Annotated in this window: 28 protein-coding genes; 18 read left to right on the top strand and 10 right to left on the bottom strand. The window is 69.1% G+C overall.

Annotation, left to right across the window (positions count from 1 at the left end; translation table 11 throughout):
* Positions 1–29 precede the first annotated feature (29 nt).
* From WC326_12160 to WC326_12170, 3 genes are read left to right on the top strand one after another with little or no spacing between them, the layout of a single operon-like run.
* Positions 30–1,208 carry a hypothetical protein gene (locus WC326_12160; protein MFA7331814.1) on the top strand — a complete coding sequence of 393 codons (1,179 nt, stop codon included), beginning with the start codon at positions 30–32 and terminating at the stop codon, positions 1,206–1,208.
* Positions 1,208–1,780: a 16S rRNA (guanine(966)-N(2))-methyltransferase RsmD gene (gene rsmD / locus WC326_12165; protein MFA7331815.1), complete on the top strand. Its 573-nt coding sequence runs from the start codon at positions 1,208–1,210 to the stop codon at positions 1,778–1,780. Before WC326_12160 ends, rsmD begins: the two co-directional genes overlap by 1 nt.
* Positions 1,710–3,269: a GGDEF domain-containing protein gene (locus WC326_12170; protein MFA7331816.1), complete on the top strand. Its 1,560-nt coding sequence runs from the start codon at positions 1,710–1,712 to the stop codon at positions 3,267–3,269. The genes rsmD and WC326_12170 overlap by 71 nt, the downstream gene beginning before the upstream one ends.
* Before the next feature lie 55 nt (positions 3,270–3,324).
* On the opposite strand, the gene WC326_12175 is transcribed toward WC326_12170, so the two are convergent.
* The 6 genes from WC326_12175 to WC326_12200 form a co-directional block, all read right to left on the bottom strand.
* Positions 3,325–3,966, bottom strand: coding sequence for a transposase (locus WC326_12175; GenBank protein MFA7331817.1), 642 nt, complete (start codon positions 3,964–3,966; stop codon positions 3,325–3,327).
* A 168-nt stretch (positions 3,967–4,134) separates the two neighbouring features.
* The gene (locus tag WC326_12180) at positions 4,135–5,121 is read right to left on the bottom strand and encodes a cysteine synthase family protein (protein MFA7331818.1); all 987 of its coding nucleotides are present in this window, start codon (positions 5,119–5,121) and stop codon (positions 4,135–4,137) included.
* Positions 5,118–6,758 (bottom strand): SpoIID/LytB domain-containing protein, encoded by a 1,641-nt coding sequence (locus tag WC326_12185; protein MFA7331819.1) that lies wholly within the window; start codon positions 6,756–6,758, stop codon positions 5,118–5,120. The genes WC326_12180 and WC326_12185 overlap by 4 nt, the downstream gene beginning before the upstream one ends.
* A 73-nt stretch (positions 6,759–6,831) precedes the next feature.
* Positions 6,832–7,479, bottom strand: coding sequence for a type II CAAX endopeptidase family protein (locus WC326_12190; GenBank protein ID MFA7331820.1), 648 nt, complete (start codon positions 7,477–7,479; stop codon positions 6,832–6,834).
* Positions 7,466–8,230, bottom strand: a complete 765-nt coding sequence (locus WC326_12195; protein ID MFA7331821.1) for an RNA methyltransferase — start codon at positions 8,228–8,230, stop codon at positions 7,466–7,468. Before WC326_12195 ends, WC326_12190 begins: the two co-directional genes overlap by 14 nt.
* 117 nt (positions 8,231–8,347) lie before the next feature.
* Positions 8,348–8,812, bottom strand: coding sequence for a PTS sugar transporter subunit IIA (locus WC326_12200; GenBank protein MFA7331822.1), 465 nt, complete (start codon positions 8,810–8,812; stop codon positions 8,348–8,350).
* A 62-nt stretch (positions 8,813–8,874) separates the two neighbouring features.
* On the opposite strand from WC326_12200, the gene cutA reads away from it, so the two are divergent.
* The 9 genes from cutA (at position 8,875) to WC326_12245 (ending at position 15,614) form a co-directional block, all read left to right on the top strand.
* Positions 8,875–9,201: a divalent-cation tolerance protein CutA gene (cutA, locus tag WC326_12205; protein ID MFA7331823.1), complete on the top strand. Its 327-nt coding sequence runs from the start codon at positions 8,875–8,877 to the stop codon at positions 9,199–9,201.
* A 62-nt stretch (positions 9,202–9,263) separates the two neighbouring features.
* Positions 9,264–9,944 carry a hypothetical protein gene (locus WC326_12210; GenBank protein MFA7331824.1) on the top strand — a complete coding sequence of 227 codons (681 nt, stop codon included), beginning with the start codon at positions 9,264–9,266 and terminating at the stop codon, positions 9,942–9,944.
* A gap of 8 nt (positions 9,945–9,952) precedes the next feature.
* Positions 9,953–10,267 carry a thioredoxin gene (trxA, locus tag WC326_12215; protein ID MFA7331825.1) on the top strand — a complete coding sequence of 105 codons (315 nt, stop codon included), beginning with the start codon at positions 9,953–9,955 and terminating at the stop codon, positions 10,265–10,267.
* Positions 10,268–10,399: 132 nt separating this feature from the next.
* Complete coding sequence (locus WC326_12220) at positions 10,400–11,509, top strand: DUF6588 family protein (protein MFA7331826.1); 1,110 nt, start codon at positions 10,400–10,402, stop codon at positions 11,507–11,509.
* Positions 11,510–11,630: 121 nt separating this feature from the next.
* Positions 11,631–11,795, top strand: coding sequence for a hypothetical protein (locus tag WC326_12225; GenBank protein MFA7331827.1), 165 nt, complete (start codon positions 11,631–11,633; stop codon positions 11,793–11,795).
* A gap of 67 nt (positions 11,796–11,862) precedes the next feature.
* Positions 11,863–12,867, top strand: coding sequence for a WYL domain-containing protein (locus WC326_12230; GenBank protein ID MFA7331828.1), 1,005 nt, complete (start codon positions 11,863–11,865; stop codon positions 12,865–12,867).
* Positions 12,864–13,832 (top strand): WYL domain-containing protein, encoded by a 969-nt coding sequence (locus WC326_12235; GenBank protein MFA7331829.1) that lies wholly within the window; start codon positions 12,864–12,866, stop codon positions 13,830–13,832. Before WC326_12230 ends, WC326_12235 begins: the two co-directional genes overlap by 4 nt.
* Before the next feature lie 40 nt (positions 13,833–13,872).
* Positions 13,873–14,988: an acyltransferase gene (locus tag WC326_12240; GenBank protein ID MFA7331830.1), complete on the top strand. Its 1,116-nt coding sequence runs from the start codon at positions 13,873–13,875 to the stop codon at positions 14,986–14,988.
* 14 nt (positions 14,989–15,002) lie between these two features.
* On the top strand, positions 15,003–15,614 hold the full coding sequence (locus WC326_12245; protein ID MFA7331831.1) for a class I SAM-dependent methyltransferase: 612 nt from the start codon (positions 15,003–15,005) through the stop codon (positions 15,612–15,614).
* Between the two features lie 34 nt (positions 15,615–15,648).
* Here WC326_12245 and WC326_12250 read toward each other — a convergent pair whose 3' ends face one another.
* Positions 15,649–16,812, bottom strand: coding sequence for an acyl-CoA dehydrogenase family protein (locus WC326_12250; GenBank protein MFA7331832.1), 1,164 nt, complete (start codon positions 16,810–16,812; stop codon positions 15,649–15,651).
* A gap of 482 nt (positions 16,813–17,294) precedes the next feature.
* On the opposite strand from WC326_12250, the gene WC326_12255 reads away from it, so the two are divergent.
* From WC326_12255 to WC326_12270, 4 genes are read left to right on the top strand one after another with little or no spacing between them, the layout of a single operon-like run.
* Positions 17,295–18,440 (top strand): HAMP domain-containing sensor histidine kinase, encoded by a 1,146-nt coding sequence (locus WC326_12255; GenBank protein ID MFA7331833.1) that lies wholly within the window; start codon positions 17,295–17,297, stop codon positions 18,438–18,440.
* A 1-nt stretch (position 18,441) separates the two neighbouring features.
* Entirely contained in the window at positions 18,442–19,149 is a 708-nt protein-coding gene (locus WC326_12260; GenBank protein ID MFA7331834.1) for a response regulator transcription factor, read from the top strand.
* 8 nt (positions 19,150–19,157) lie between these two features.
* Positions 19,158–21,023 carry a cytochrome c biogenesis protein CcdA gene (locus WC326_12265; protein ID MFA7331835.1) on the top strand — a complete coding sequence of 622 codons (1,866 nt, stop codon included), beginning with the start codon at positions 19,158–19,160 and terminating at the stop codon, positions 21,021–21,023.
* A gap of 3 nt (positions 21,024–21,026) precedes the next feature.
* A complete protein-coding gene (locus WC326_12270) occupies positions 21,027–21,632 on the top strand; it encodes a DinB family protein (protein ID MFA7331836.1) in 606 nt (201 codons plus the stop codon).
* Between the two features lie 5 nt (positions 21,633–21,637).
* Here WC326_12270 and WC326_12275 read toward each other — a convergent pair whose 3' ends face one another.
* Positions 21,638–22,138 carry a hypothetical protein gene (locus WC326_12275; GenBank protein MFA7331837.1) on the bottom strand — a complete coding sequence of 167 codons (501 nt, stop codon included), beginning with the start codon at positions 22,136–22,138 and terminating at the stop codon, positions 21,638–21,640.
* 160 nt (positions 22,139–22,298) lie between these two features.
* Between WC326_12275 and WC326_12280 the strand changes: the two genes are divergently transcribed.
* Together WC326_12280 and queC are read left to right on the top strand one after the other, a co-directional pair.
* Positions 22,299–22,934, top strand: coding sequence for a radical SAM protein (locus WC326_12280; GenBank protein ID MFA7331838.1), 636 nt, complete (start codon positions 22,299–22,301; stop codon positions 22,932–22,934).
* Complete coding sequence (queC, locus tag WC326_12285) at positions 22,931–23,626, top strand: 7-cyano-7-deazaguanine synthase QueC (GenBank protein MFA7331839.1); 696 nt, start codon at positions 22,931–22,933, stop codon at positions 23,624–23,626. Before WC326_12280 ends, queC begins: the two co-directional genes overlap by 4 nt.
* Positions 23,627–23,638: 12 nt before the next feature.
* On the opposite strand, the gene WC326_12290 is transcribed toward queC, so the two are convergent.
* Positions 23,639–23,905: a hypothetical protein gene (locus WC326_12290; GenBank protein ID MFA7331840.1), complete on the bottom strand. Its 267-nt coding sequence runs from the start codon at positions 23,903–23,905 to the stop codon at positions 23,639–23,641.
* Positions 23,906–23,994: 89 nt separating this feature from the next.
* Positions 23,995–25,634: C10 family peptidase (locus WC326_12295; protein ID MFA7331841.1), on the bottom strand; the 1,640-nt coding region annotated here is incomplete at its 5' end.

Below are 25,634 nucleotides of genomic sequence, written 5' to 3' on the forward strand. Positions count from 1 at the left end.
TGGTTGATGCTACCCTGCTTGAAGACCGCATGTTGCTCCACGGCCCCGATGGGGTCGTGGAGCTTCCTCTTGCCTACCAGGTTCACTCCCGCCTGATTCAAACCGGCGAACTGGCCCGCCTGCTGGCCGAACACCTGCGCGAAGAGGCGGGTCCGGCCCTGCCGGCAGCCGGCAGCCGGGTCCGACTGGCCCTGCCGCTGAATTGGGGACTGGTCTGCCTGCGCCTGCCCCACACAGGGCTGGAAGAACTGGCGCAGCCTCTGCACCAGGTGGCCTGGGAGATCGACAACAACGCTCCCGAAGCCGTGGAGCAGTACTACTTCGACTTCCACGAGACGGCGGGAAACGAGGGTTCCGAGACGCTCATCGTGGCCGTCCGCCAGAGCCTGGTCCACTTTTGCCGGACTCTATTGGACGAGTTGGGCCTGATTCTGGCGGAAGTGGTGCCGGCCGGCGAGAGCGGCGCGGGCTTCCGGCTGGAACTGGCGCGGGCCCAGGCCCACCTGGAGGCCCTTTCCCTGGAACGCTATGAGCCCGTGACGCCCTGGAAGCGCTTCTTCGTTCTGGGCGGGGTGGGATTGATTCTGGCGGCCGCCGGGATCCTGTTCACGCTCACCCGGCCGGCCCCGGAGCCACAAGTCCGGATTCCAGCGCCAGCGGCCGCGGGGACGGACAGCCTGCGCGCGGCGCTGCAGCCGACGGTGGCGGACAGTCTGCCCGCAGGTCGCGCATCGATGGTCACGCCTGCGGCGGGCCCGGCGCTGGCCGCCTGGACCGCGTTGTTGGGCGAGTTGGGCGCCGGCGAGGAGCGCCTGCCCGACTATCTGGTGCTGGACGCCGCCGGCGCCCTGGTGCGGACGGAACGGCGCGGGGAAGTCAATTTGCGCGACGTGCTGACCCGACCCGCCCGGGCCACGCGCGTAGGCCGGAGCGGCTATTGGCTGCAACTGGACGAGCCGCTGAGCGGCGGCCTGCTGGCCGAGGATCCGACCCGGCCGGTGCTGCGCCTGACTCTGGCCCGCTTGGGTGACCTGGCGCCCCGCCTGCGCGAAGCCCCGGCGCGCTTGATGTTGCAGCGGCGGCGGACGGACGACTCCGGCCAGACCACGCGTTGGCATTTCGGAGCGCAGGACAGCCGGGGCGCAGCCACGGGCTGGCTGGTGACCGTCTTTCCCGCCCGGCCAGCCGGGCCGGGGAGCGTGCGCTGATGCAGATCCTCTTCGGGCGGCACAAGGGGCGCCAGCTCAAGACTCCGCCGGACGAACGCATCCGGCCCACCACGGGACGCATGCGCGACTGGCTGGGCAACGTCCTGCGCGAGCGCTTTCCCGAGGCGGAGGTCCTGGATCTCTACGCGGGCTGCGGCGGGCTCGGGCTGTTGGCGCTGAGCATGGGCGCCGGCCACGTGACCTTCGTGGATCAGGCGCCCGGGGCCATCCGCTTGGTGGAACACAACTTGAAGCTGCTGGGAGAGAGCTCGGCGGGGACCGTATTGCGGCTGGACGTGTTCGCGTTCCTCAAGCGCCGGCACCTGCGCCGCTGGAATCTGGTCTTCGTGGATCCCCCTTATGACAGCACGGACTACATTCGATTGATGAGCGCCCTCGCAGGTGCCGATATCCTGGAAGAGGCGGGCCTGCTGGCGGTGGAACACCCCCGCCACGTGAAGCCGCTTGCCGAGGGGTTGATCTTGTTGAGGGAAAAGGCTTTTGGACGCAGCACAATCAGCCTCTTTCAACCCGCGCCACAACAGGACGACGGATCCCCATGTCCTGATTGACCGGATTGACGACCTGCCCACCCTGACCCCGGTGGTGGCGTCCATCATGCAGTTGATCGAGGGCGGCTCCACCCAGGCCGACCAGATCGGGGACCTGCTCAGCGCCGACCCCGCCCTTTCCTCGCGCATCCTCAAAGTGGTCAACTCGGCCTTCTACGGCCTGCCCCACCAAGTGACCAACATCCACAAGGCTGTGGTCATGCTGGGATTCGACACGGTGCAGACCCTGGTGCTCTCCGCCAGCGTGGTGGACGTGATGGTCCACGCCGGCGAAGCACTGCGCGATCTGCGCCTGATCTGGGAGCGCAGCCTGTTCTCCGCGGTGACGGCCCGCAAAATCGCCCAGGTGCTGAAGAACCGGCATCTGGAAGAGAGCTTCATGGCGGCCCTGTTGATGGACATCGGCATGCTGGCCCAGCTCAAGCTCCACGGCGATCCCTATGCCCGGGTGATCCGCGAGGAGCTGGAAAAAGGCCAGGACATCGTGCTCAGCGAGGTCACGGACTTCGAGGTGTCCCACGAACGGCTGGGTCAGTGCCTGCTGGAGCGCTGGGACATTCCCGACCTGCTGTCGCGGCCGGTGTTGTATCACCACGACCTGGCTGGCAGCGAGGAGGAGCCCGAAGACATCCGGGCGATCTGCGAGATCACGCACCTGGCCCGCCAGGCGGCCGGTATCTTCTACAGCCCCAACAAGGGCGTTGCGATCCAGGACTTCAAGGTGGAAGCCGGTCGGCTGATCGACATGAACGCCAGCGAGGTGGACCGCTTCTTCCGCTCCATCCGCGACGAAGTGATGGACGTGGCCCAGCAGTACGGGCTGGAGATTCGTGGGCTGAAGAGCTACACCGAAATCCTCGACATGGCCAATCAGGAGCTGACCCAACTCAACAAGACCTATGAACAGCTCAACCGGGAACTGTTGGCGGCCCAGAAGCGGGCCGAGCAGCTGGCCCACGGGCTCAAGCAGGCCAACGAGAAGTTGCAGCGCATGGCCAGCATCGACGAGTTGACCGGCCTCTACAACCGCCATTACTTCGAGGATTTCTTCGCCCGGGAGTTCAGCCGCTGCCGGCGCTACAAGCGGCCCATGTCCTGCATCATCATCGATATCGACCACTTCAAGAAGGTCAACGATACCTACGGCCACCTGCAGGGGGACAGCATCCTGCGCGAACTGGGCGAGCGGCTGCAAAACCTGTTGCGCGGGTCGGACGTGGCCGTGCGCTACGGCGGCGAGGAGTTCGTCGTGCTGCTGCCGGAAACCGGGCTCTACGCCGCGCGGATCGCAGCCGAAAAGATCCGGCGCGCCATCGCCGTGGAGTCCTTCCGCTACAAACCAAACCAGGGGCTGGACATCACCATCAGCCTGGGTCTGGCGGCTTTCGATGGAACGCGCGGAGCCGACTCGCCCCAGGACCTGCTCAAGCAGGCGGACACGCTGCTCTACAAGGCCAAGGAGAGTGGCCGCAATCGCTGCTGCTTTTGACCCTTGTCGAATCTCGCCACAGGTCGAGCCTTAGGTTCAGCCGGGTCCGCCAGGCTTAGCCTGGCGGACCGCCAAGCCCCGCCCCCGCACTTCCCCATGGCCAATCCCCGGCTCGCTCCACCAGCCCCGCCCGCACGGGGTCACGCTGGACGTGCCACACGGTTCGGGCCAGGTCTTCTTCCGTGCGCATGGCACGGTCCCAATACTCCCGCGCCCACACCCGGTTGGCAGGGCCCAGAGCGCCGGCCCGCCCCTGGCTGCGAGCCAGGGCCGCCAGGCGACTTCCCGTCCACGCTTTCCAAGATGCGACGGTCTTGGCCAAGGACCACGGCGGCAGGGTGCGCAACACCACGTGGACGTGGTTGGGCATGACTGTCCAGGCCAGCAGCTGAACCCTCGTCCCGTCATGGTAGAGGAGGGCGTCCCGCACCAGGCCGGCGGCCCGGGGATCGGCCAACAGGCAACAGCCGAGGCCTTGATCCAGCAGGTCCTGCCAGGGGCGCGACGTGGCCAAATGGCGGGAGTAGCTGGGCGACAACGCCATGTCCGAAGCCAGCGCCGCCCAAATCTCGCCGGGGACGGCGTCCGCCAAATGAAAGACCACGTGTTGGATCAGCGCGTGGGACTCCAGGTGGGGCAGGTAGCCTCTGGAGCGCCACAGAGGCTCACCGGATGTGGATTCTTCGACCTGTGTCACGCGGCCACCCTTTCCCAATTGCGGGGACCAAGGTGGAGTGCGGGTGGGTGGGAAGGTGGGCCCGGCGGGGGCGGAGGGGAGGAATAGAATCCTCGTGTTCGGGGTGGGTGACAACCAAACGCGCGGGACCGCCAGGCTCAGCCTGGCGGTCCCGCGCGCCTGACGAGATCAATCAAAGGTGGCGTCCAGGTCGTAGCCGTTGGCCCGCATCCAGCCGTCGTCCAGGAACTTGCTCAGGTAGCGCTCGCCCGAATCGCACAGCTCCACCACGATCACCTGGTCGCGGGTCATTCCGCGGGCCACGCGGCGTGCCGCGGCCAGGATCGTGCCGCTGCTGCCGCCCACCAGAATGCCCTCCTCGCGGACGATCCGGCGCGCCCAGTAGAAGCTCTCGGCGTCGCTGACGTAGTGCATCTCGTCCACCACGCCCAGGTTCAGGGTCTGGGGCACATAGTCGTTGCCGATGCCTTCCACCTGGTAGATCTCGCCCTCGATCATCTCGCCCGTGTCGAAGAAGCACTTGAGGCTGCTGCCCTGGGGTTCCGCGCCCACGATGCGGACGGCCGGGTTCCGCTCCTTGAGGAAGCGGCCGGCGCCGCTGATGGAGCCTCCCGTGCCCATGCCCATCACGAAGGCGTCCACCCGGCCCTCCGTGTCCCGCCAGATCTCGGACCCCGTCAGGCGGTAGTGGCAATCCGGATTGGCCGGACTGGTGAACTGGCCGGCCAGGGCTCCGCCCGGTGTCTCCCGGGCGATGCGCTCGGCTACGCCTGCGTAACTCTCGGGATGGTCGTGCGGCAGGTCCGTGCGCGTGCGGATCACCGTCGCGCCAAAGGCCCGCAGCATCAACTCGCGCTCCATGCTCATCTTCTCCGGCATGGCGATGACGCACTTGTAGCCGCGCTGGGCGCAGACCATGGCCAGGCCGATGCCCGTGTTGCCGCTGGTTCCCTCCACCACGGTTCCGCCTGGTTTCAGGCGGCCCGTGCGCTCCAGTTCCTCCACCAGGGCCACGGCCACCCGGTCCTTGATGCTGCCCGTGGGGCTGACGCGTTCCACTTTGGCCAGGAAGGTGGGTGCCAGATCGGCGCAGACCCGGTTCAGCCGGACAAGCGGCGTGTTGGCCGTCAGGGACAGGATGTTCTCGTGTATCACAGGATCTCCTCGGAAACGATGAACACCAGTCGGGTGCCCGGATAGTAGTGGACCAGAATCTCGCGCCAGTCGCGGCCCTCCAGGGCCATGCGCGTGGCGCCCAGCTGGCAGAGGCCCACCCCGTGGCCCCAGCCCTTGCCGTGGATGAGCAGACGCTCGCCCCGCCACTCGAAACAGATCAACGCGCTGTAGAGGCAACTGGGCGAGAGGGCCAGCCGGATGGCCAGCTCCTTGCCCAGCACGAACTCGCCCTGGTCCGTCACCACGCGCAGGGCCTTCAGGCGCCCGGAGGCGCCGCGCTCCAGCGGAACCAGCTCCAGCAGCTGCCCAAAGGCGCGCCCCGTGGCCCGGCGGATGTGGCTGGCGGCCTCCTCGCGCCCCAGTTCCACGGTCCAGCGATAGAAGCCGTCGCTGAACGCGAGGCCCGCGGGCAGGGAGAACTCTTCGGTGTTGCACCAGACGGCTTCAGGTGTCTGGATCCACTCACGCCAGTCGGCCTCCGTCCGCGGCGCGCGGAAGTCCGGGTCCGGCCGGCAGGTGTCGCGGAAGCTGGGCAGGTAGGGGATGGCCTGGTCTTCCCAGACGTGCTCGTAGGCCTCCACGATGCCGCCACAGCTCTTGGAGTAGCGGGCGTCGCAGATCTGGCCCGCGTGGACCAGCACCTGGTGGGCCGTGTCACGGGCGGCGGCCAGGGATGTGTCACGCAGCGTGCGCGAGCCGCGGAAGCATTGGCAGTGATCGTCGGCACAGATGTCGAAGGGTTCGCCCGCGTGGTGCCGGCCGCGGGTGGCCAGCAGCGTGCTGCGGGCGGCCACGGTCTGGGCGCGCAGCAGGGCGGGGGGCGAATCCGCCGTCATCTCCGAGGAGTTGACGCTGGCCAGGTAGCGTTCCAGCGGCAGTTCGTTCACCACTCCCAGGCGGCCGTCCGGCTCCAGGACGATCTCCAGCGTGTCCTCGTAGGCCAGGCTCTCCGTGTGGTCCCAGTGGAAGCCGATGCCCACGCGCACGTCCGCCACGTCGGCCAGATCGCCGGGTGCCAGCGAGAGACGCAGCGGCGCGGACGTGAGTCGCTCCACCGCCTCGCCCTCCACCTGCAGGGCCAGACCGCCGGCGGGGGGCGTCACCGTCCAGCGACAGCGCACGGGCACGCGCAGGTGCCAGAGCGCGGGAGGTCCCAGCTGCGACGCGCGGCCCGCGAGCTCGCCCAGGGCCAGCCGGGCGCGCGCCAGGATGGCGTGATCCTCGGGCTGGGCCAGTTCGCGCAACATGTGCGCGCCCGCGTCCGCCGGGACCGGCGGTCCCAGGGGCAGGGAGAGCAGCCGGGTGGGCCAGGCGCGCGCCGCGCCCCATTGGCCGCCGGGCGCGTGATCCCGCAGGACGGGTTCAAGTCCGGCCGCGTCCAGGGCGCTCCGCGCTGCCTCAAGCAAGTTGCCGTCGGCGCACTCCAGCACCTTCAGCGCGGGCTGGACCGTGCCGGGCCGGACAGCCGCCGGCCGCACACGCAGCCCGCCCTCCAGCCGCAGCGTTTGGTCGCCGAGCCGAGCCTGACAACCTGCCGGCACCCGCAGGAGAACTTCGTCCCGCTGATGCAGGAAGCCGATGCGCACGCGCTCCAAGGTCCGCGCCTCCGCTTGCATGAATCTGGCCGCCCCGTGCGGCCTGCCCAAGGTAGCGATTGAGACGACCGGCCGGCCGGTGTCGCGGCGCTCGTCAACCGGCGCCCAGACCGTGGCGCCAGGCCAGCCAACCCGTCAGATTGACCGCCAGGTGCAGGGCCATTCCCGGCCAGAGTGAACCGCTGCGCTCCCGAGCCCAGCCCAGCGCCAGGCCCAGCAGCCAGAGCGAGGGCAGGGCCCGCAGGCTGCCGTGGGAGGCGGCGAAGAGCAGGGCCGGCCCCCAAAGCGCGCCCGGCGTCCCCAGGTGGCGGCGCCAGAGCCAGGGCAGCAGGCCGCGGTAGAGGATCTCCTCCATCACCGGTGCCAGCCCCAGCAGGCTCAACCCAATCAGCGCGCCTTCCAGCGGGCTGCCCGGGGTCAGCAGGTCGCGCAGCGTCGCCTCCGCGGCGGGATCCGGCGGGAGCAGGCCCTGAACGCCCAGGTGCAGGACCTGGTAGAGGACGGCCAGCGGCAGCGGCGCCAGCCAGAGGGCCCGGCGCCAGGCTGGTGTCAGGGCACGGTTGGGCAGGATGCCCGGCCGCAGCTCCTGAGGAGTGCCCAGCAGGATGGGCAAACCCAGCAGCAGTTCCGTGAACAGCACGGCCAGCCGGGTGCCGATGGGGCCCTGGCCCATGGAAGGCAGGATCAGCAGAGCGAGAAGGGGAATCAGCCAGACCGCCGGCGGCGGATCAGCGCGCCGCATGGCGGAACCGTTCCCAGGCGCAGACCGCCAGCGCGTGGCCCACGTTGAGGCTCTCCGCGCGCCCGGCGCCCGGAATGCGCAGGCGGGCGTCCAACCGGGCCGCCGGGAGGCGCAGACCGTGACTCTCGCTGCCCAGCACCAGCACGTCGTCGGGGCGGAAGTCGAATTGGCCCAGCGGCGTGCCGGCGTGGGCGTCCAGGCCCACCAGCCGGGCCGGCGCCAAATCCCCCAGCGCGCCCTCGTCCTCCAGCATGCGACAGGCGGCCAGCTGAAACACGGCGCCCATGGAGGCGCGGATGCCCCGCGGACTCCAGGGGTCGGCGCAGGGAGCCAGCAGCCAGATCCGGTCGAAGCCGAACCAGAGGGCCGTGCGCAGCATGGCGCCCACGTTGCCCGGATCCTGCACGCCGTCCAGCAGGATGTGCGGGGAGTGGGCGGAGCGACCCGCGGGCGGCGGACCGGCCAGCAGGATGCCCTCCGGACTGGGCTGGTCCGCCAGCCGGGCCAGCTCGTGGGACCGCAGGGTGCGCAGGTGGGCGGAGGCGAGACCCGTGCCTTCGCCACCTAAAGGGTTCAGCAGTTCCTCCGCCCGCTCGGCCTCCACCAGCGCCCACTCCGGCCGGCCCCCGGCGCGCAGGTATTCCTGGCAGCACTTCGGACCGGGGATCAGCACCAGACCGGCGGCTTGGCGTCCCGCCGGCCGCAGCAGGCTGACCAGGTCGCGGAATTCGTCGCGGGTTAGACGGGTCATGGACGGGTCCTGTGGCATTGGGCCGCGCCTCGGTGGGCGGATCGGAGTTCAGGTTGCGGCGCCGCGGGTGTATGTTGCCTGCCGGGAAGACGCACCGGGGCCAGCTCCACCCGGTGGCTACAAGTCGACGAAGTCCTGCTCGGCCTCCTGCAGGCCCTGCAGCAGATCCGCCGCCGTGCGGCGGGGCCGCAGCCGGGCGCAGAGATCGTGACGGGCGAGCCGGGAGATCCGCGCCAGCAACTTGAGGTGCCCGCCGGAATTGCCGGACGGGCTGAGAAGCAGGAAGACCAGGAATGCCGGGCCGTCCGGCGCCTGGAAATCCAGGCCGGGATCGAACAGGCCCAGCGCCACCACCGGTTCGCTCTGGTCCAGGCAGTTGCAGTGGGGAATGGCCACCCCGGATCCGATGCCCGTGGGATACTCGCGTTCGCGCTCCAGCACCAGCTCCAGGGCCCGGGCCGGATCGCGCACGGCCCCACTGGCGGCCAGCAGCCCCACCAGCTGCTCGATCCCGTCGCGCGCGTCCCGCGCCTGGCCCACGGCCAGCACATGACGGGTGTCCAACAGGTGGGAAAGCTTCATGACCGCGCTCCAGTGCTTGCTGCGGGAAAAATAGGAAACGCCAATCCGGATTGGAGGGAAAGATGAGCGACCTGCGACTTGTGATGTCCACCGTGGGCAGCGCCCGCCAGGCCAAGGAACTGGGCCGGCAGCTGGTCGAGGAGGGACTGGCCGCCTGCGTGACCCTGTTGCCCGGCTGCGTCTCGGTCTACCGCTGGGAGGGGGAGATGCAGGAGGAGCCCGAGTGCCTGCTGCTCATCAAAACGCTGGACGAGCGCCTGGACGACCTGGAGCTCCGGCTGGGCCAGCTGCATCCCTACGAACTGCCCGAGTTCCTGGCCCTGGAGCCCGCCGCGGTCAGCGACGGCTATCTGGGCTGGGTCCAGGCCGCCTGTGGAAAATCCAGCTGAAAAGTGGCCCGGCGGGCCGACCCTTCATTGGATCAACAATTCCAGTTCGTCATATTTCACCCATGAAAACAATTTCCCCCGCACCGGAACGGCTGGAGGCGTACCAGCGCTTGATGGACCAGTTCGGCCTGCTCACGGACCGCACCAACTTCATTCGCCAGAAGTGCAGCGGACTGGGTCGGATGGAGTGCCAGACTCTGCAGCTGCTGGAGCAATACCGCCAGCAGAAGCCGCTGATTCGCCTGCGCATCGCCAACCGCCAGCTGAGCGAGGCCGAGGTGGCCCTCTACCTGCCGCGCTGCATGCGGCCGTCCTACTACGACGGCACCCTGCGCAAGGAGCAGTTGGACGCGCTGCCCCGCGACCCATCCATGAAGACCCTGGCCGACGAGATCGGCGTGGCCTGCAGCCGCATGACGCGCATCGGCGACACGCTCTCCGACGAGATCGACTCCGCCAGCGGACAGATGCGCGGCAAGGGCCTGATCCACCGCGAACCGTCCCCCGACGACCGGCGCGTGATCCTGATCCGGATCACCGAGGCCGGTTCCCAGCGCGTGCACACGCAGAACGGCCACGCCAACCGGATCACCCAGCGGCTGCTGGAGCAGATTCCGCAGGAGGAGCAGGACCTGATCCTGCGCGGCATGGCCGGCTACCTGGCCGCCCTGGAGCGCGTCCTGCCCGGGCTGGTGGAAGAGGAACACGACAACCGTGATTGCAACACAATCCAATTCGCATAGGAGAGACCATGAGCATCCTCAAGTTGGACCAGGGCAGCTTCCAGAGCACCATTGACGACGGACTCACGCTGGTGGATTTCTGGGCCGAGTGGTGCGGACCTTGCCGCATGCTGGCGCCCGTGCTGGAAAAGGTGGCGGCGCAGCCCGAGCTGGGCGCGAAGATCGGCAAGGTGAACGTGGACGAGAACCAGGCCCTGGCGGCCCGCTTCAATGTCCGCGGCATTCCCACCATGATCCTGTTTAAGAGCGGCCAGCCCGTCGACCAGCTGGTGGGCCTGACCAACGAGCAGAGCATCCTGGCACTGATCGCCCGCCACAAATAGCGACGGCACGGCGCGGCAGCAGACATTGGAAGGGACCCGGCAACGGGTCCCTTTTCTGTGGTCCCGATTCGGCACGACTCCACTTCGCCCCTCCAACCTGCCGATATGGAAGGAAAGTCATCAGGAGGACCCATGCGATCTGACCTTGGCACCAAGCTCGCGGCACTTGCCCTGCTCTGTTTCGTACTGCCCAGCCCCTCTGCCGCCCAGGAGGAGGCCAGCCTGGAGGAAACCCTCAACCAGCTGTCCGGCGATGCGGCCGCGCAGTACCTGGCCCCGGTCTCCTCTTCCTTCGGCGCCAACCTCAACAGCGGCTGGTTCCACCGAGCGCCCAAAGCCGTCAAACTGGGCTTCAACTTCGAAGCCGGCTTCGTGGCGATGGGCTCCTTCTTCCCGGACGACGCCACCCATTTCGACGTGGAGGGCTCCTTCCGCTTCAGTGACGACGAGGCGGCCATGATCCTGGACTACTGGGCCGATCAGCCCGACAGCCCGGATTTCGAGAGCATCCCGGGCCTCGAGGACTACCTGATCGACCAGATCACGGCGGACGCCTACCGGGTGGGAATCTCCGGGGCCACGGTCATCGGCGCGGCCACGGACAGCGTGACGGTCGCGTACGGCGGCGACACCCTGTCCTACCTGAGCGAGGAATACGTGGTGCCGGCCACCGACGTCAAGCTGCCCTTCGGCGGCTTCGGCGACCTGGCGGACATCAACCTCATGCCGCTGATGGCCCCGCAGCTGACCCTGGGCACGGTCTACGGCACCCAGTTCACGCTGCGCTATCTGCCGGCGGTGGAGATCGACCAGGACCTGGGCGAATTCAAGTACCTGGGCTTCGGCATCCAGCACAACCCCATGGTTTGGCTGGACATGAAACTGCCCGTGGACGTCTCGGCCAGCTTCTTCACCCAGAACATGAAGGTGGGCGACTTGTTCGAGTGCTCGTCCACGGCCTTCGGCGTCAACGCCAGCAAGACCCTGGGCTGGCGCTTCCTCAACCTGACGCCTTACGCCGGCTTCATGCTGGAGAACGCCAGCATGAAGGTCTCCTACGATTTCATCGTGGACACGCCCGCCGGACCCGTGACCCAGCCCATCAGCCTGGACCTGGAGAGCGAGAATACCTCGCGCCTGACCCTGGGCCTGAACGCGCGGCTGGGCATCGTCAACTGGAACATCGACTACAGTCTGGCGGCCTATCCGGCCATCAGCACGGGAGTCAACCTGGCCTTCTAGCTGGACCCGCATCCGACATGATGAAAGACGGCGCTGCGGCGCCGTCTTTCGTTGGGGCCCACCGGGAATGGAAATGTCCCACCCCCCCGGCTACTTGCCGGCGTTCAACCCGGAGGAGCCGATGTTTCCGCAACCCGAACTGTGGGTGCCCGCCACCAAGAAAGAGTTGGTGCGCAGCCTGTCCAGCGTCTATCTTGGCCAAGAGGACAAGTTCGCCCGCATGCCCAAGCAACAGCTCATGGCCATCTTCTTCTACCTGCGCCGGCGGCACGGGATGTTCTCTTGAAGACGGTCGGCGCACGGGTCGACGGCAGGGGAATCCCACGCCCGACAGGCCGCAACCAGGTGGAGCGATGAAGCCCCAGGAACGACAACTCACCCTGACCGCCTACCTCCACGCCCATCATTTCGGGCGCACGCTGGAGGAGATCCAGGCGGACATTCCGGATTACGGCCGGGGGGAATCCGGCCGCAAGAAGTTCCAGCGCGATCGCGCCGTGCTGCGCGAGCTGGGCTTGCCGCTGCGCTGCGTGGAACAGGAGGGCCTGACCGACGACGGCAACCTGCGCTACGTCTACCTGCTGGACCGCCGGGAGGTCTTCGCCCGCGGCCTGCGCCTGAGCCCCGCCGAGCAGCGCGGCCTGCTGGCGGTCTGCGACACGCTGATGGACCGGCCGGAGTTTCCCTTCGGCGACTGGGTGCGCTCCGCCCGCGACAAGCTGCTCTCCGCCCGCAGCGGCGCCCCGGTGGAGGAGGCCGTCAGCCGGCGCTTGCCGCCCCTTCCCGCATTGGGCGAAAAGGACGACCTCAGCGCGCTGGAGCCTGTGCTCAGCGCCCTGGAGCGCGGCGTCTGCCTGCGCTTCGAGTACCAGGGTCTGCACCACGACCGGCCGGAGCCGCGCACCGTGCATCCCTGGCGCCTGCTGGCCTGGCGCGGCACCTGGCTGCTGCGCGCCCACTGCGAGTTGCGCGGCGAACCGCGCAGTTTCCTCTTGCGGCGCATGCGCCGGCTCGAGCTGACCGCGGTACCGGCCCGCCCGGCGCCGGCGGAGATCGAATCCACGGGGCTCGCGGCCTGGGAGGTGGGGTTGGGCGAAGGGCCGGACGCCGTGGTGGACTTTGAGCCGGCGGTGGCCGAACTGGTGGAGCGCGGGCTGCTCAGCGTCACGCCCCCCTGCCGGTTGGAGCGCTTGGTGGACGGCCGTCTGCGCGCGACCCTGCCCGTGGAGGATCCGGCGGCCTTTTTCCGCTGGCTGCTGGGCTGGGGCCGCCAGGCCTGGCTGCGGGGGCCGGCGGCGCTGCAGGAGAAGTTGGCGGACTGGCTGGACCAGTCTCGGGGCGCGGGGAGGTCCGCATGAGCGCGAATCTGGATCTGCGGCAGATCCTCAACCTGCTGCCCCGCCTGGCCAAGCTGGACGGCCGGCCCGTGGAAGAGGCCTGCGCCGAGCTGGAGTTGAGCCGCGCGCAGCTCTTCCAGCTGGTGCAGAGCGCCAGCGCCCTGGCCTGGGGCGATCACGACGAGGGCGAGCTGCTGGACATCTGGGAGGAGGGCGGCCGGCTCTGGGTGCACACGGGCGGGCTCTTCGAACAGGTGGTGCGGCTGCTTCCGCCGGAACTGCTGGCATTGCGATTGGGCGCCGCGCAATTGGCGGCCGCCGGGCTGGGTCGCGAACTGGATCTGGACGCCCTGCTGACGCGCATCGAGGGTGGCCTGGCGGGGGCGGAGCCCGGCGTGGCCGAGCGGCTGCGGCAACAGGTGGGCGCCCAGGCGGATCCGGCGCTGGACCCCGCCCTGCTGGAGCGCGTGCTGCTGGCCAGCCGGGAGCGGCGTCTGCTGCGCATCTGGTATTACAGCCGCAATTCCGATCGGCTACGGCCGCGGCTGGTGGAACCCTGGCGGCCCTTCCAGGAGGGCGGGCTCTGGTATCTGCAGGCGCTGGACCGCGACCTGAACGCCGAGCGGATCTTTCGGCTGGACCGGATCGCCGAACTGCTGGTGCAGGACGAGAGCTTCGCCGAACCCCCGGCCGAGCGGTTGGCCCGGGCGAGCATCTACCCAGAGGACGGGGCCCGGCGCACCACGGCCCGCCTGACCGGCCCGCTGGCCCGCCTGGCCCGGGAGCACGCATGGCCGGACACGCGCGAAGAGCCCGACGGCACCCTGCTGATGGAGATTGCCTACGCCGACAGCGACCCGCTGCTGCGCTACCTGCTGACCTGGGTGCCCAACGTGGTGGTGGAGGGCGCCGAGCTGCGCAGGGACTGGCTGGCCCTGCTGGACGAAATGCGCGTGCGGCACGGTGCGCCCGCGGGGGCGCCGTGAGCCCCGGCGCCCCCCGCCCGGCCCGGGCCTCGGCCGCCCCATGATGCGGTCCTTGGACAGCTTCCGGTTCTTCGCCTTCCTGGCGGTCTTCCTGTTTCATGCCGGCTGGCTGGACTGCGGCTATCTGGGCGTGCTGGCCTTCTTCGTGCTGTCCGGCTTCCTGCTCACGCCGATCCTGTTGAAGATGAAGGCGGGGCTGCCACGCCGCGAGTACTTCCTGCACTTCTACGGCCGGCGCGCCCTGCGGATCTTCCCGCTCTACTACGCCTACCTGGGGTTGGCCGGACTGGCCGCGCTGCTGCTGCTGGGGCTGGGTCTGAGCCGGGACGCGGCCCTGCCGCTCTTCCTGCGCGAGTGGCCCTGGGCGGCGGGCTACGCCTACAACTTCTTCCACGCCGCCGCCAGCGCCGACGTGATTCCGCACTCCACCATCCTCTCGCACTTCTGGTCCCTTGCAGTGGAGGAGCAGTTCTATCTGGTCTGGCCCCTCTTCCTCTGGTGGGTGCCTGCCCGGCACACGCGCCGCGCGCTTTTGGGTATCGTGCTGGCCGGCCCCCTGCTGCGGGGTCTGACCTGGGCGCTGGCGAGCGCGGGCTGGCTGGGGGGACCCGGCGGCCGGCCGGATCTGGTGGTCTACCTGCTGCCCTGGTCCTCCCTGGACGCCTTCGCCATCGGCGGTTGGCTGGCCTTGCGCCGGGAGGCGCTGCCCAGCTGGTCTCCCTGGGCCGGGCTGGGCGCCGTGCTGGGCCTGGGTCTGCTCGCCGGGGTGCCCGCAGGATTCCCCGCCTGGACCAGCCTGGGGTATCCGGCCTTCATGGGCCAGGCCGGCCAGGCCGTCTGGGGCTACTCGGCGCTGGCCGTCGCCTGCGGCCTGGTGCTGCACGCCCTGCGCCGCGGGGCCTTCCTGCCGCGCCTGTTCGCGCTGGCGCCGCTGCAGTACCTGGGGAAGATCAGCTACGGGCTCTACGTCTTCCACTACCCGCTGATGGCCTTGACCAACCGCGCCTGCGGACACAGCGCGCCCGGACCCGGCCGGATCCTGCTCATGCTGGCGCTGACCATCGCCGTCAGCGCCGCCAGCTACGAGTGGTTTGAGAAGCGCTTCCTGGCACTCAAGGATCGCTGGTTTCCCACGCGCGCCGGCGCACAGAGTTGAGAAAGGACCCTGGCATGAAGTCGGAGTTTGACGAGCAGGCCCGGGACTGGGATGAGGATCTCCAGCGCCAGGCGCGCACCCGGGCCGTGGCGGAGGCCCTGCGGCCCCACCTGGGGACGGGAGCCGGTTTGCGGGCGCTGGAACTGGGCTGCGGCACGGGCGCGCTCAGTTTCGCCCTGTTACCGCTTTTGGGCGAGGTCACGCTGGCGGACAATTCCGCCGGCATGCTTGAAGTCTTGCAGGAAAAGATCGGGCAACTCGGCGCGGGCGGGCGGATGCGCGTGCTGCCGCTGGACCTGGAGCACGAAGCGCCGCCGGCTGCGGCCTTCGACCTGCTCTACACGCAGATGACGCTGCATCATCTCGTGGACGTGCCCGCTGCCCTGGGCCGCTGCCACGCGGCCCTCCGCCCGGGCGGCCGGCTGTTCATCGTGGATCTGGATTCCGAGGACGGTGGCTTTCATGGTCCCGAATTCACGGGCCATCAGGGCTTTGAACGCCGGGAGCTCGAGCAATGGGCTCGGCAGGCGGGCTTTGTCCAGGCCGAGTTCAGCACGGTCTTCATCATGCACAAAGGCGGGCGCGAGTACCCGCTCTTCCTGGCTGTCCTGACCCGGGCGACCTGATCCGCCACCGCCTGCGGAGCTGCTGGCGCGGCGGTCAGGAGTAGCTGGCGATTCCCGTCACCGCCTGACCCAGCACCAGCGTGTGGATGTCGTGTGTGCCCTCGTAGGTGTAGACGCTCTCCAGATTCAGCATGTGCCGCCCCGTCTGGTACTCCAGGCTGATGCCGTTGGCCCCCAGCATGGCCCGACAGCTGCGCGCCACGTCCAGCGCCATAGCCACGTTGTGGCGCTTGGCCAGGCTGATCTGCGCGGGCGTCACCTTGCCCTCGTCCTTGAGCTGACCCAGCCGCAGCGCGATGGCCTGGGCCGCCGTGATGGCCGTCAGCATCTCGGCGAACTTGGCCTGCTGCAGCTGGAAGGAGGCCAGCGGCCGGTCGAACTGGCGGCGCTCCTGCTGGTACTGCAGGGCCTCGTCGAAGCAGGCCTGGGCGGCGCCCACGGCTCCCCAGGCGATGCCGTAGCGCGCCTGGTTGAGGCACGAGAGGGGACCCTTCAGCCCTTCCACGCCGGGCAAGAGGGCCGACTTGGGCAGGCGCACATCCTGGAAGACCAGTTCGCTGGTGACGCTGGCCCGCAGGCTGAATTTGTGCTTCTGCAGCGGCGCCGTGAAGCCCGGCGTGCCGCGCTCCACCAGAAAGCCGCGCACCGCGCCGTCCAGCTTGGCCCAGACCACGGCCACGTCGGCCACACTGCCGTTGGTGATCCACATCTTGGCGCCGTTGAGCAGATAGTGGTCGCCTTTGTCCTCGGCCCGGGTTTCCATCCCGCCAGGATCGCTGCCATGGTCGGGCTCCGTCAGCCCGAAGCAGCCGATGGCCTCGCCCCGAGCCAGGCGCGGCAGCCAGTGATCCTGCTGCTCGCGGCTGCCGAAGCGCCAGATCGGGTACATGACCAGCCCGCTCTGCACGGAGAGGAAACTGCGCAGGCCGCTGTCGCCGCGCTCCAGTTCGCGATTGATCAGGCCGTAGGCCGTGTGGCTCAGGCCCGCGCAGCCCCAGCCGTCCAGCGTGGCGCCGAACAGCCCCAGCGCGCCCATCTCCCGGGCGAGTTCCAGCGGGAAGCGGTCCTGCTCAAAGCAGTCGGACACCAGCGGCAGGAAGCGCTCGCCCACCCAGCGGCGCACCTCCAGGGCCACGGCCAGCTCCTCCTCGCGGAGCAGTGAATCGAAGGAATAGAAGTCGAGGGCCTTGTAGGACATGGTGTCTCCCGGGTTGGACAGGGGGCGCAATCTATCAACCAAGGCAGGAAGCTCCACCTCGGGCGCCCCGGCGATTGTGTCCCCGGCGGTGGACAATCCCCGTCCGCGTTGGATCTGGAACGGGCGGGTGGGTGGACGGCTGGACGGTGCTCTGACACCGGCCTGGCACCGGTCTGGCACTGGTCTGGCACCGGCCTGGCACCGGCCTGGCACTGGCCTGGCACCGGTCTGGCACCGGTCTGGCACTGGCCTGGCACTGGCCTGGCACTGGTCTGGCACCGGCCTGGCACCGGCCTGGCACTAGCCTGGCACTGGCCTGGCACTGGCCTGGCACCGGTCTGGCACCGGTCTGGCACTGGCCTGGCACCGGCCTGGCACTGGCCTGGCACCGGCCTGGCACTGGTCTGGCACCGGCCTGGCACCGGGCGGTCTTGCCCCATCCCGTTGCAGGTGATATGCTTCCAGCAGAAGAGGAGGCGGTCTTGATCAAGAGTGGGCGGGTCCGGCAGCGCATTCCCCTGGTGATCTCCGTGGGCATCATGGTGCTGGCTCTGGCTCAGTCCGTCTGGTGGATGGTGTACCAGGTGGGGGAGGGCGGGCGCCGCCGGGACCTGGAGTTGCGCGTCCTGGAGGAGCGGGCCAGCCTGGCCGAGCGCGAACTGCAGGCCGTGGGCCGGCCGCTCAGCCCGGCGGAACAGACCCGGCTGCTGGCGCGCTTTCCCGGACTCTCGCTGATGGCCGCCGAGGAGTCCGTCACGGGCCTGAGCCCGGTCGTAGGCAGCGCGGCCATTCGTCTGGCCTGGGCGGAGCACAACCGCCGCACACGCATGTTCCTGCTGGAGGGCGCCTTTTTCACGCTGCTGCTGCTGGCCGGAATTTGGGTGCAGATCAACACGCACCAGCGACTCAGCGAGGCTGTGCGCCAGCAGTCCAACTTCATCAGCGGCGTGACCCACGAGCTGAAATCTCCCCTCACCTCCATCCGCCTCTATGCCGAGCTGCTGGAGAACGAGACCATCAAGCCCGAGGCCCGGCTGCGCGGGGCGGCGGTGATCCGCGAGGAGACGGACCGCCTGTCCAATCTGGTGGAGCAGATCCTGCGCGCCCGGGCGCTGGAAGCCCGCGACATGCGCCTGGAACCCCAGCAGCTGGAGCTGGGCGCCTGGCTGGGAGAGCGGGTGGAGGCGTTGCGGGCCCGCCTGCGCGCCCACGACCGCGAGTTGATCCTGGAAGAGGGGCTGGACGGCGCCCTCCCGCCCGGCTGGGTGCTGGCCGACCCCGAGGCCCTGGACCTGGTGTTGGGCAACCTGCTGGACAACGCCGTCAAGTATTCGCCCAAGGCCAGCGCCGTGCGGTTGGGGCTGCGCATGCAGCGCCACTGGGCCGAGTTCTGGGTCGCCGACCAGGGCGTGGGCTTTCACGCCGAAGAGAGCCGCCGGCTCTTCGACCGCTTCTACCGCGGCGGCAACGAGCTCACCCGCCGCACCAAGGGGACGGGCCTGGGTCTGTACCTTGTGCGGGAATTCGTGGAGGCCATGGCGGGCCGGGTGATCGCCGAGAGCGACGGTCCCGGCCGCGGAGCCCGCTTCACCGTGGTGCTGCCCCTGCAGCGCAAGCGAAAGGCCTGAGATGGCGCGCATACTCATCGTGGAGGACGAGGAGCACATCGCCGAGGCACTGCAGTTGAACCTGGAGGCCGCCGGGCACGAGTGCCGCGTGGTGGACAACGGAGACACGGCGCTGCGCGTGATCCTCGAGGCCGGCTCCGAGCTGGTGCTGCTGGACGTGATGCTGCCGGGGCTGGACGGCTTCGAGGTCTGCCGCCGAGCCCGCGAGCAGGGCGCCCGGCTGCCCATCCTCTTCCTCACGGCCAAGGACCTGGAGAGCGACCGCCTGTTGGGCCTGGAACTGGGCGGCGACGACTACCTCACCAAACCTTTCAGCATGCGCGAACTGCTGGCCCGCATCGACGTGATGCTGCGCCGGCAGTCCTGGTACCTGGCGCCGCCGCCCTCGGGTGACACGCTGACCTTCGGCGGGCACGAGGTGAACTTCGACAGCTACGAGGCGCGCCTGGCCGGCGGCGAGCGCGTGCGCCTGACCCAGAAGGAATGCATGCTGCTCAAGCTGCTGGCCGAGAAGGACGGACTGGTGGTGGAGCGCGCCGAGATCCTGGACCGCATCTGGGGCTACGAGAACTACCCCTCCACGCGCACCGTGGACAACCTGGTGCTCCATCTGCGCAAGTACTTCGAGCCGGATCCCTCGGAGCCCCGACACTTCCTCTCCGTCTACCGCGTGGGCTATCGCTTCATCCGCAACCCTGACCAAGCCTAGGAGACGCCATGCGTCAGCATCCATTCGGGCGGTTTGTCCGCCTCCTCGTCGGACTCGGGGCCCTGTTGCCGATCCTGGCGCTGGCCGGACCCAGCCCGGCTGCGCCCGCCGCCTTCGATCCGGCCAAAGCCGTGGAGGTGGAGGCCCTGCTCTCCCATGACCGGGTGGCGCCCGGGCAGGAGGTCCGGGTGGCCGTGGTCTTCCACGTGCCCAAGGGCTACCACATCACGGACCGCAAGTACGAGATGTTCTACGTCGAGGCGGACACCACCGAGTTCCTGCGGCTGGACAAGCTGGTCTATCCCAAAGGCGTGACGGAGCACGAAGAGCAGGTCTATCGCGGTGACGTGACCGTGACCGGGCTGCTGAACCTCAAGCCCGGCGCCGCCGACACCCTGGAGTGGAAGATCCGCGCCGGCTACCAGATCTGCAGCGAGACCGGCGACCTGACCTGCTACATGCCGGTGGACAAGGAGCTGACGCTGCGCGTCCCCGTGGGCACGGCGCCCGCGGAGGCCGCCCCGCAGAATGCCGAAGTCTTCGGCGCGCCGGCGGCCACGGCGGCGGCGGGATCGGCTGCGGATTCCGCCCAGGCGGTGGCCGCGCCCCGCGCGGGCCTGGAGGGCCGCCTGCAGGACGCGCTGGAGAAGGGCAGCTGGATGGCCTTTCTGCTGGTCTTTCTGGGGGGCGTGCTCTCCAGCCTGACGCCCTGCGTCTACCCGGTCATCCCCATCACCATCTCCTTCATCGGCGCACGCAGCAAGGGCCGCCTGCACGGCTTCGTGCAGTCGCTGTTCTTCGTGGCCGGCATGGCGCTGGTCTACTCGGCGCTGGGCCTGGCGGCCGCGCTGGGCGGCGGCTCCTTCGGCGCCATCGGGCAGTCGCCCGTGGTCCAGGCGGTCATCGCGGGGATCTTCCTGATCTTCGCCGCCAGCATGTTCGGCGCCTTCGAGATGCAGCTGCCCTCTTCGATTTCCGCCAAGCTCCAAAGTGGCGACAAGTCCGGCCCGCTGGGCGCCGTCCTGATGGGCGCGATCACGGGCTTCATCGCCGCCCCCTGCGTCGGCCCGATCATCGTCACGCTGCTGGTGTTCATCGCCGCCACGCAAAATCTGATGCTCGGCTTCTTCCTCATGTTGAGCTACGCGCTGGGCATGGGCGTGCTTTTCTTGCTGATTGGAACCTTCGCCGGGGCGCTCAACAGCCTGCCCGGCGCCGGCAGCTGGATGGAGACCGTGAAGAAGTTCTTCGGCGTTGTGATGGTGGCCATGGCCGTCTATTTCCTGCGCGATCTGCTCCCGGGCAGCTGGCTGCCCTGGCTCGCCGGCGCCGGGCTGGTGATCTTCGGCGTGTTCACGGGTGCCTTTGATCCGGTGGACGAGGACAGCGAGACCCCGCGCAAGTTGTTCAAGGCGCTGGGCTGGGTGGCCCTGCTCATCGGCGCGCGCTTCCTGCTCTTCGGGTTCGGCGCGGCGCTGCCAGCGGGCAGCGTGGCTCCGCAGGCAAAGGCGGAACTCAGCTGGGAGGTCAGCTCGCCGGACGCGGATCGCCACGCGGATCTGCTGGCCGCGGCGGCCGCGGAGGGCAAGCCGGTCATCGTCGATTTCTGGGCCACCTGGTGCGCCCAGTGCAAGGAATTGGACCACAAGACGTGGACAGATCCCGCGGTTTTCGAGGCCGGGCAGCGCTTCCAGCGCGTGAAGATGGACATGACCCAGTCGGAGACGGAGTGGGCCAAGGCGCAGAACACGGCCTTCGGCGTGGTGGGCATGCCCACGGTGATTTTCTACGACAGCCAGGGCCAGGAAGTGACGCGCTTCGTGGGGTTCCAGGAACCGGCCAAGGTGCTGGAAATCCTGCAGGGCGTGCAGTAGGGCATGCAAGCGGGCATCCACGGACGGGAGCTGCCGCGCTGCCGCAGCAGGACGTGTGCCGGTGGGCCGCCGGATCCACTGGAGAACCTGGCCCGGGCCTTCGAGGTCGCGGGCGTCCGGCTGGAGGGGCTGCGTGCCGGAACGGACGACGCGGCCTGGTGCGCCGCGCCGGGGCCGGGGCGCTGGAGCGCGGCCCAGTGTCTGGCGCATCTGGTGTTGACCTCCGAGGCGCTGCTGCCCGGGTTACGGCGCGGGCTTGAACAGGCTCGCGAACTGGGTCTTACGGAGGACCGTCCGCGACAGGATTTGTGGGGCTGGCTGCTGGCCAAGGGCAGCGGTCCCGGCGCGCGCTGGAAGATCAGAACCCCGCCGGCTTTCGATCCGCCGCCCGTGCTGGAGGTCGCGCCGCTTCTCGAGCGCTTCCTGGACCTCCAGCGGGACCAGGCGCAGCTGGCCCGGGCGGCGCGGGATCTGCCCCTGACCCGCGTGAAGATTCCTTCCCCGTTCCAGCCGCGCATCCGCTACAACCTGTTCTCCGCGCTGGTGCTGCTGGCCGTCCACCAGGAGCGGCATCTGGCGCAGGTCGAGCGGGCGCTGAACGGCAAGTAGCCGGCTCACCAGTGGTCCCGGTCGCACAGGCGGTGCCACAACAGATTGTCCCGCACGAAACAGCGCAGGCCGGCCAGCTCCTGGCGTGAACGGATGACCCGCTCCAGGTAGCGGCTCTGCCAGATGCGACCGACGGGTTCGGATCCGCGGCGGCGCCAGTCCCGTGTGCAGGCTGCCTTGAATCCCCGCACCAGTGTGGACAGGGAGTTTGGCACCGGCCGGCCGAAGGCTTCCGGGCGGCCGGGTTGGCTCTGCGTGGTGATGAACAGGATCCCGTGGATGTGGGTGGGCAGGACCTGAAACGCATCCAGCCGAACCTGGGGATGGTGAACGGGCAGGCTGCTCCACAGCCCTTCGACGAACAGGCCCAAGTCGCTCAGGACCACCTGCTGGCCCTGGATGCGGCCCAGCAGGGGCCGGGATTCGTGGGTCCCGATGGAGAGGTAGTAGGCGCCGGTCTGGCTGTAGTCGAAATCCTGCAGGCGGATGGTGTGACGGTCGTGCATGGGCCCTGTACGCGGGGGCACGGCGCCAGGTTCTGCCGATTGCCTCGAGGTGGGCCCAGGCAGGAGCAACCGTCACTCCAATGGGACACCCCGGCGTAGGGACACGATGCATCGTGTCCCTACGACCACTCCGCGCGACACCGGTGTTACCTTGGGCGCCATGCAACTCAGCGAGATCTTCCTTTCCCTGCAGGGCGAGGGCCCCTTCCAGGGCCTGCCCACCGTCTTTGCCCGGTTCACCGGCTGCGACCTGCGCTGCGTCTGGTGCGACACGGCCCACGCCTTCCACGGCGGCCGCCCCGTCACCCTCGCCGAGCTCCTGCTGGAGCTGGGCGCCCTGCCCTGTCGGCGAATCTGTCTCACGGGGGGCGAACCCCTGCTCCAAAAGCAGCTGCCCGAACTCATGCGGCGGCTGCTGGCCGAGGGCTGGAGTGTTTCGCTGGAGACCGGCGGGCACCGCAGTCTGGCCGAGGTTCCCGCCGCCGTGACCCGGGTGGTGGACGTGAAGTGTCCGGGCTCCGGCGCGGGCGGGAGCTTCCTGCCCGCCAACCTGGCCTGCCTGCACCCCGGCGACGAGCTGAAATTCGTGGTGGCGGACTGGGCGGACGTGGACTTCGCGCTGGACTTCGTGCGCACGCAGCCGCTGCCCACGGGCGTGCGCTGTCGCATCAGCCCGGCCTGGGGCGCGCTGGATCTGCCAGAGTTGGCCCGGCGCATCCTGGAGAGCGGGCTGGACGTGGCGCTGGCCCTGCAGCTGCACAAACAGATTTGGGGAGCGGAGGCCCAAGGCGTATGAAGCGGAACTTGGCCGTGGTGCTGGCCTCGGGCGGAATGGATTCCTGTGTCACGCTGGCCGAGGCCGTGGCCGGCGGACTGGAGCCCGCGCTGATGCACGTGCAATATGGGCAGCGCACCCAGCGCCGCGAGCGCCTCGCCTTCACGTACATCGCCGACCATTACTGCGTGCCCGCCGAGCGCCGCCTGGTGGTGGACATCTCGCACCTGGCCGCCATCGGCGGCTCCTCGCTCACCGATCCGGCCGAACCCGTGGCGGACGGCCACCTGGACGCACCCGGCGTGCCGCGCACCTACGTGCCCTTCCGCAACGGCAACCTGATCAGCATCGCCGCCAGCTGGGCCGAGGTGCTGGGGGCGGAGTCCATCTGGCTGGGCGTGGTGGAGGAGGATGGCTCGGGCTATCCCGACTGCCGTGCCGGGTTCATCCGCGCCATGGAGCTGGCCCTGCGCCTGGGCTCGGCGGGCGGCGGCGAACTGCGGATCGAGACGCCGCTCATCGCCCTGGACAAGGCCGGCATCGTCCGGCGCGGCCTGGAGCTGGAGGCGCCCTTCGCCCTCACCTGGAGCTGCTACCGCGAGGAGGAGCGCGCCTGTGGCACCTGCGACTCCTGCCTGCTGCGGCTGCGCGGCTTCCAGCGCGCCGGGGCGACGGACCCCATTCCCTATCGCCAGGATTCGGCCGGCCGCTAGTTCGGCGGACTTCTACTGCAGCAGCCGCGGATTGAGCAGCGGGCCCTGGGCCAGGAGCCAGAGCGCCTGGGCCTGGCCACCCTGCTCCAGGCTATCCGGCCAGGCGTCCCGCAGAGCTCCCAGGGTCTCCGCCAGCCGGCGTGCCTGGGGCAGCAGCAGCGGGCCCGAGTCCCGCAACAGGCTCGTCAGCAGTTCGGCGGCCCGCTCCGGTTGCGCCGACAGCAGGGCCAGCCGGATCTCCTCCACCCGTCGGGTCTCGCTCGCGTGGGTCCCGCGCATCTCAGCCTCCGTGTGTGACAGCGGCCGCCCCCCGGAGCGACGGACCCGCGACTGGGCGCGGGTCCGACAGGGGAGGGCTGCAAACTTCTCTACTTCACCAGGTGCAGGATCTGCGTGCTCAGGCCGGCGGAACTCTCCAGCACGGCCAGGTAGGCGCCGCTGGCCAGCTGGCCGGCGGACCAGCGCAGCTCGTGCCGACCGGCTTCCAGGGTGCCGTCCAGCAGCACGGCCACGCGCTGGCCGGCCACGTTGTAGATGCTCAGCCGCACGTGGCCGCTCTGCGCCAGCTCGATGGGCAGGGCCGTGCTCGGATTGAAGGGGTTCGGGTAGGCCGGGCGCAGGCTGGTGCCCACGGGCAGCTCGCCGGCCAGGCCGTCGTTCAGGCCGCTGCGGTTGCTGAAGTTGGTCTCCTCGACGTACTCCTTGCCCGGGCCCTTGGGGGCGAAGGTCACGATGATGCTCATCGTGTCGGACACCGCCTGGCCGTCGTTCACGTAGTAGTGGAAGGTGTGGTCCAGGCCCGGCAGGATCTCCACCGTGAAGATGTCCTCGGTCTGCGCCACACCGTCGATCACGTAGGTCAGGCTGTCGGAGTCCACGTCCCAACCCGCCAGCTGGATGTGCTGCACACCGCCCTCCAGGATGTGCGCCAGAACGGGGCTGGCCTGGGGCGCGTCGTTCACCGGCAGCACGTGCACCAGCAGCAGGGCGGTCTCGCCGCAGCCGGCGGCGTCGCAGGCCGTGTAGGTAAAGCTGTAGTCGCCCGCCGCGTTGGCCGGCGGCGTCCAGTTGAAGGTGTCGCCCGCGATCAGCTGGCCGTTGACCAGATACTGCAGGGTGTCCGCATCCGCGTCGAAGCCCGCCAGCTGGATGGCCAGGGCCTCGTCCTCCAGGCTCTCCAGCTCCAGGCCGGCCACCACGGGCAGCTGGTTGACGCTGTGCACGACCACGATCAGGTCGGCGGGCTGGCTGCAGCCGCTCTGGTCGCAGGCCTGGTAGGTGAAGGAGAAGGTGCCGTGGGCGTTGGGGGCCGGCGTCCAGCTCCAGGTGTCGCCCGTGATGGTCTGTCCGCCCACGGAGTAGGTCAGCTCGTCGCCGTCCACGTCGTAGCCGTTGAAGGTCGTGCTGGCCGTCTCGTTCTCGTTGATCTCCAGGTAGACGGCCGGGACCAGGGGCTGGTGGTTGACCGGCATGCCGTCGGGGGCGATGCCGATCACGGCGCCCTGCACGTCGCCGAAGTAGTAGTTGCCGGGGCTCAGGTCGTCCAGCAGGAAGTAACCGTTGTAGCTCCCGCTCCAGCCCCAGTTGATGTGGAACCAAGTGCTGTCCTGCACGCCGTCCACGTCGAAAGCGTGGCCGCCGTTGGGGCCCTGGCCGCGGTAGATCACCGGGCGGCCGGCGCTCAGCTCGGCGTGCAGCATGGTGCGCCAGGTCTCGGCCGAGTAGCTGCTGCGCCAGACCATGCGGGCGGCGTCCTGATAGCGGAAGTAGCTGCGCAGCGCCGTGGAGATCATCGAGCTCTGGGCCGAGGAGGAATTGGGGCCGTAGTTCATGCGGACGGAGACGCCGGCGTGATACAACAGCTCCTTGACGTCCGCGTTGACCGTGGTGGGCGAGATGGCGTCCCAGTTGTAGAACTCCTGGTTGAAGTCCACGCTGATCTCGCCGTAGGTCTCGTGGTAGTAGCTCTGGATGAACTCGCCCTGCTGGGGCCAATTCCAATACTCGA

It is taken from the genome of Candidatus Delongbacteria bacterium (genome assembly GCA_041675285.1).
GTDB lineage: Bacteria > CAIWAD01 > CAIWAD01 > CAIWAD01 > CAIWAD01 > CAIWAD01.

Bases quoted from the DNA above. Each gene is read 5' to 3' on its own strand.
- WC326_12160 (MFA7331814.1), top strand. From the start codon at position 30: ATGTTGCTCCACGGCCCCGATGGGGTCGTGGAGCTTCCTCTTGCCTAC.
- rsmD (MFA7331815.1), top strand. From the start codon at position 1,208: ATGCAGATCCTCTTCGGGCGGCACAAGGGGCGCCAGCTCAAGACTCCG.
- WC326_12185 (MFA7331819.1), bottom strand. From the start codon at position 6,758: ATGCAAGCGGAGGCGCGGACCTTGGAGCGCGTGCGCATCGGCTTCCTG.
- WC326_12190 (MFA7331820.1), bottom strand. From the start codon at position 7,479: ATGCGGCGCGCTGATCCGCCGCCGGCGGTCTGGCTGATTCCCCTTCTC.
- WC326_12195 (MFA7331821.1), bottom strand. From the start codon at position 8,230: ATGACCCGTCTAACCCGCGACGAATTCCGCGACCTGGTCAGCCTGCTG.
- WC326_12200 (MFA7331822.1), bottom strand. From the start codon at position 8,812: ATGAAGCTTTCCCACCTGTTGGACACCCGTCATGTGCTGGCCGTGGGC.
- cutA (MFA7331823.1), top strand. From the start codon at position 8,875: ATGAGCGACCTGCGACTTGTGATGTCCACCGTGGGCAGCGCCCGCCAG.
- WC326_12210 (MFA7331824.1), top strand. From the start codon at position 9,264: ATGAAAACAATTTCCCCCGCACCGGAACGGCTGGAGGCGTACCAGCGC.
- trxA (MFA7331825.1), top strand. From the start codon at position 9,953: ATGAGCATCCTCAAGTTGGACCAGGGCAGCTTCCAGAGCACCATTGAC.
- WC326_12220 (MFA7331826.1), top strand. From the start codon at position 10,400: ATGCGATCTGACCTTGGCACCAAGCTCGCGGCACTTGCCCTGCTCTGT.
- WC326_12225 (MFA7331827.1), top strand. From the start codon at position 11,631: ATGTTTCCGCAACCCGAACTGTGGGTGCCCGCCACCAAGAAAGAGTTG.
- WC326_12230 (MFA7331828.1), top strand. From the start codon at position 11,863: ATGAAGCCCCAGGAACGACAACTCACCCTGACCGCCTACCTCCACGCC.
- WC326_12235 (MFA7331829.1), top strand. From the start codon at position 12,864: ATGAGCGCGAATCTGGATCTGCGGCAGATCCTCAACCTGCTGCCCCGC.
- WC326_12240 (MFA7331830.1), top strand. From the start codon at position 13,873: ATGATGCGGTCCTTGGACAGCTTCCGGTTCTTCGCCTTCCTGGCGGTC.
- WC326_12245 (MFA7331831.1), top strand. From the start codon at position 15,003: ATGAAGTCGGAGTTTGACGAGCAGGCCCGGGACTGGGATGAGGATCTC.
- WC326_12250 (MFA7331832.1), bottom strand. From the start codon at position 16,812: ATGTCCTACAAGGCCCTCGACTTCTATTCCTTCGATTCACTGCTCCGC.
- WC326_12260 (MFA7331834.1), top strand. From the start codon at position 18,442: ATGGCGCGCATACTCATCGTGGAGGACGAGGAGCACATCGCCGAGGCA.
- WC326_12265 (MFA7331835.1), top strand. From the start codon at position 19,158: ATGCGTCAGCATCCATTCGGGCGGTTTGTCCGCCTCCTCGTCGGACTC.
- WC326_12270 (MFA7331836.1), top strand. From the start codon at position 21,027: ATGCAAGCGGGCATCCACGGACGGGAGCTGCCGCGCTGCCGCAGCAGG.
- WC326_12275 (MFA7331837.1), bottom strand. From the start codon at position 22,138: ATGCACGACCGTCACACCATCCGCCTGCAGGATTTCGACTACAGCCAG.
- WC326_12280 (MFA7331838.1), top strand. From the start codon at position 22,299: ATGCAACTCAGCGAGATCTTCCTTTCCCTGCAGGGCGAGGGCCCCTTC.
- queC (MFA7331839.1), top strand. From the start codon at position 22,931: ATGAAGCGGAACTTGGCCGTGGTGCTGGCCTCGGGCGGAATGGATTCC.
- WC326_12290 (MFA7331840.1), bottom strand. From the start codon at position 23,905: ATGCGCGGGACCCACGCGAGCGAGACCCGACGGGTGGAGGAGATCCGG.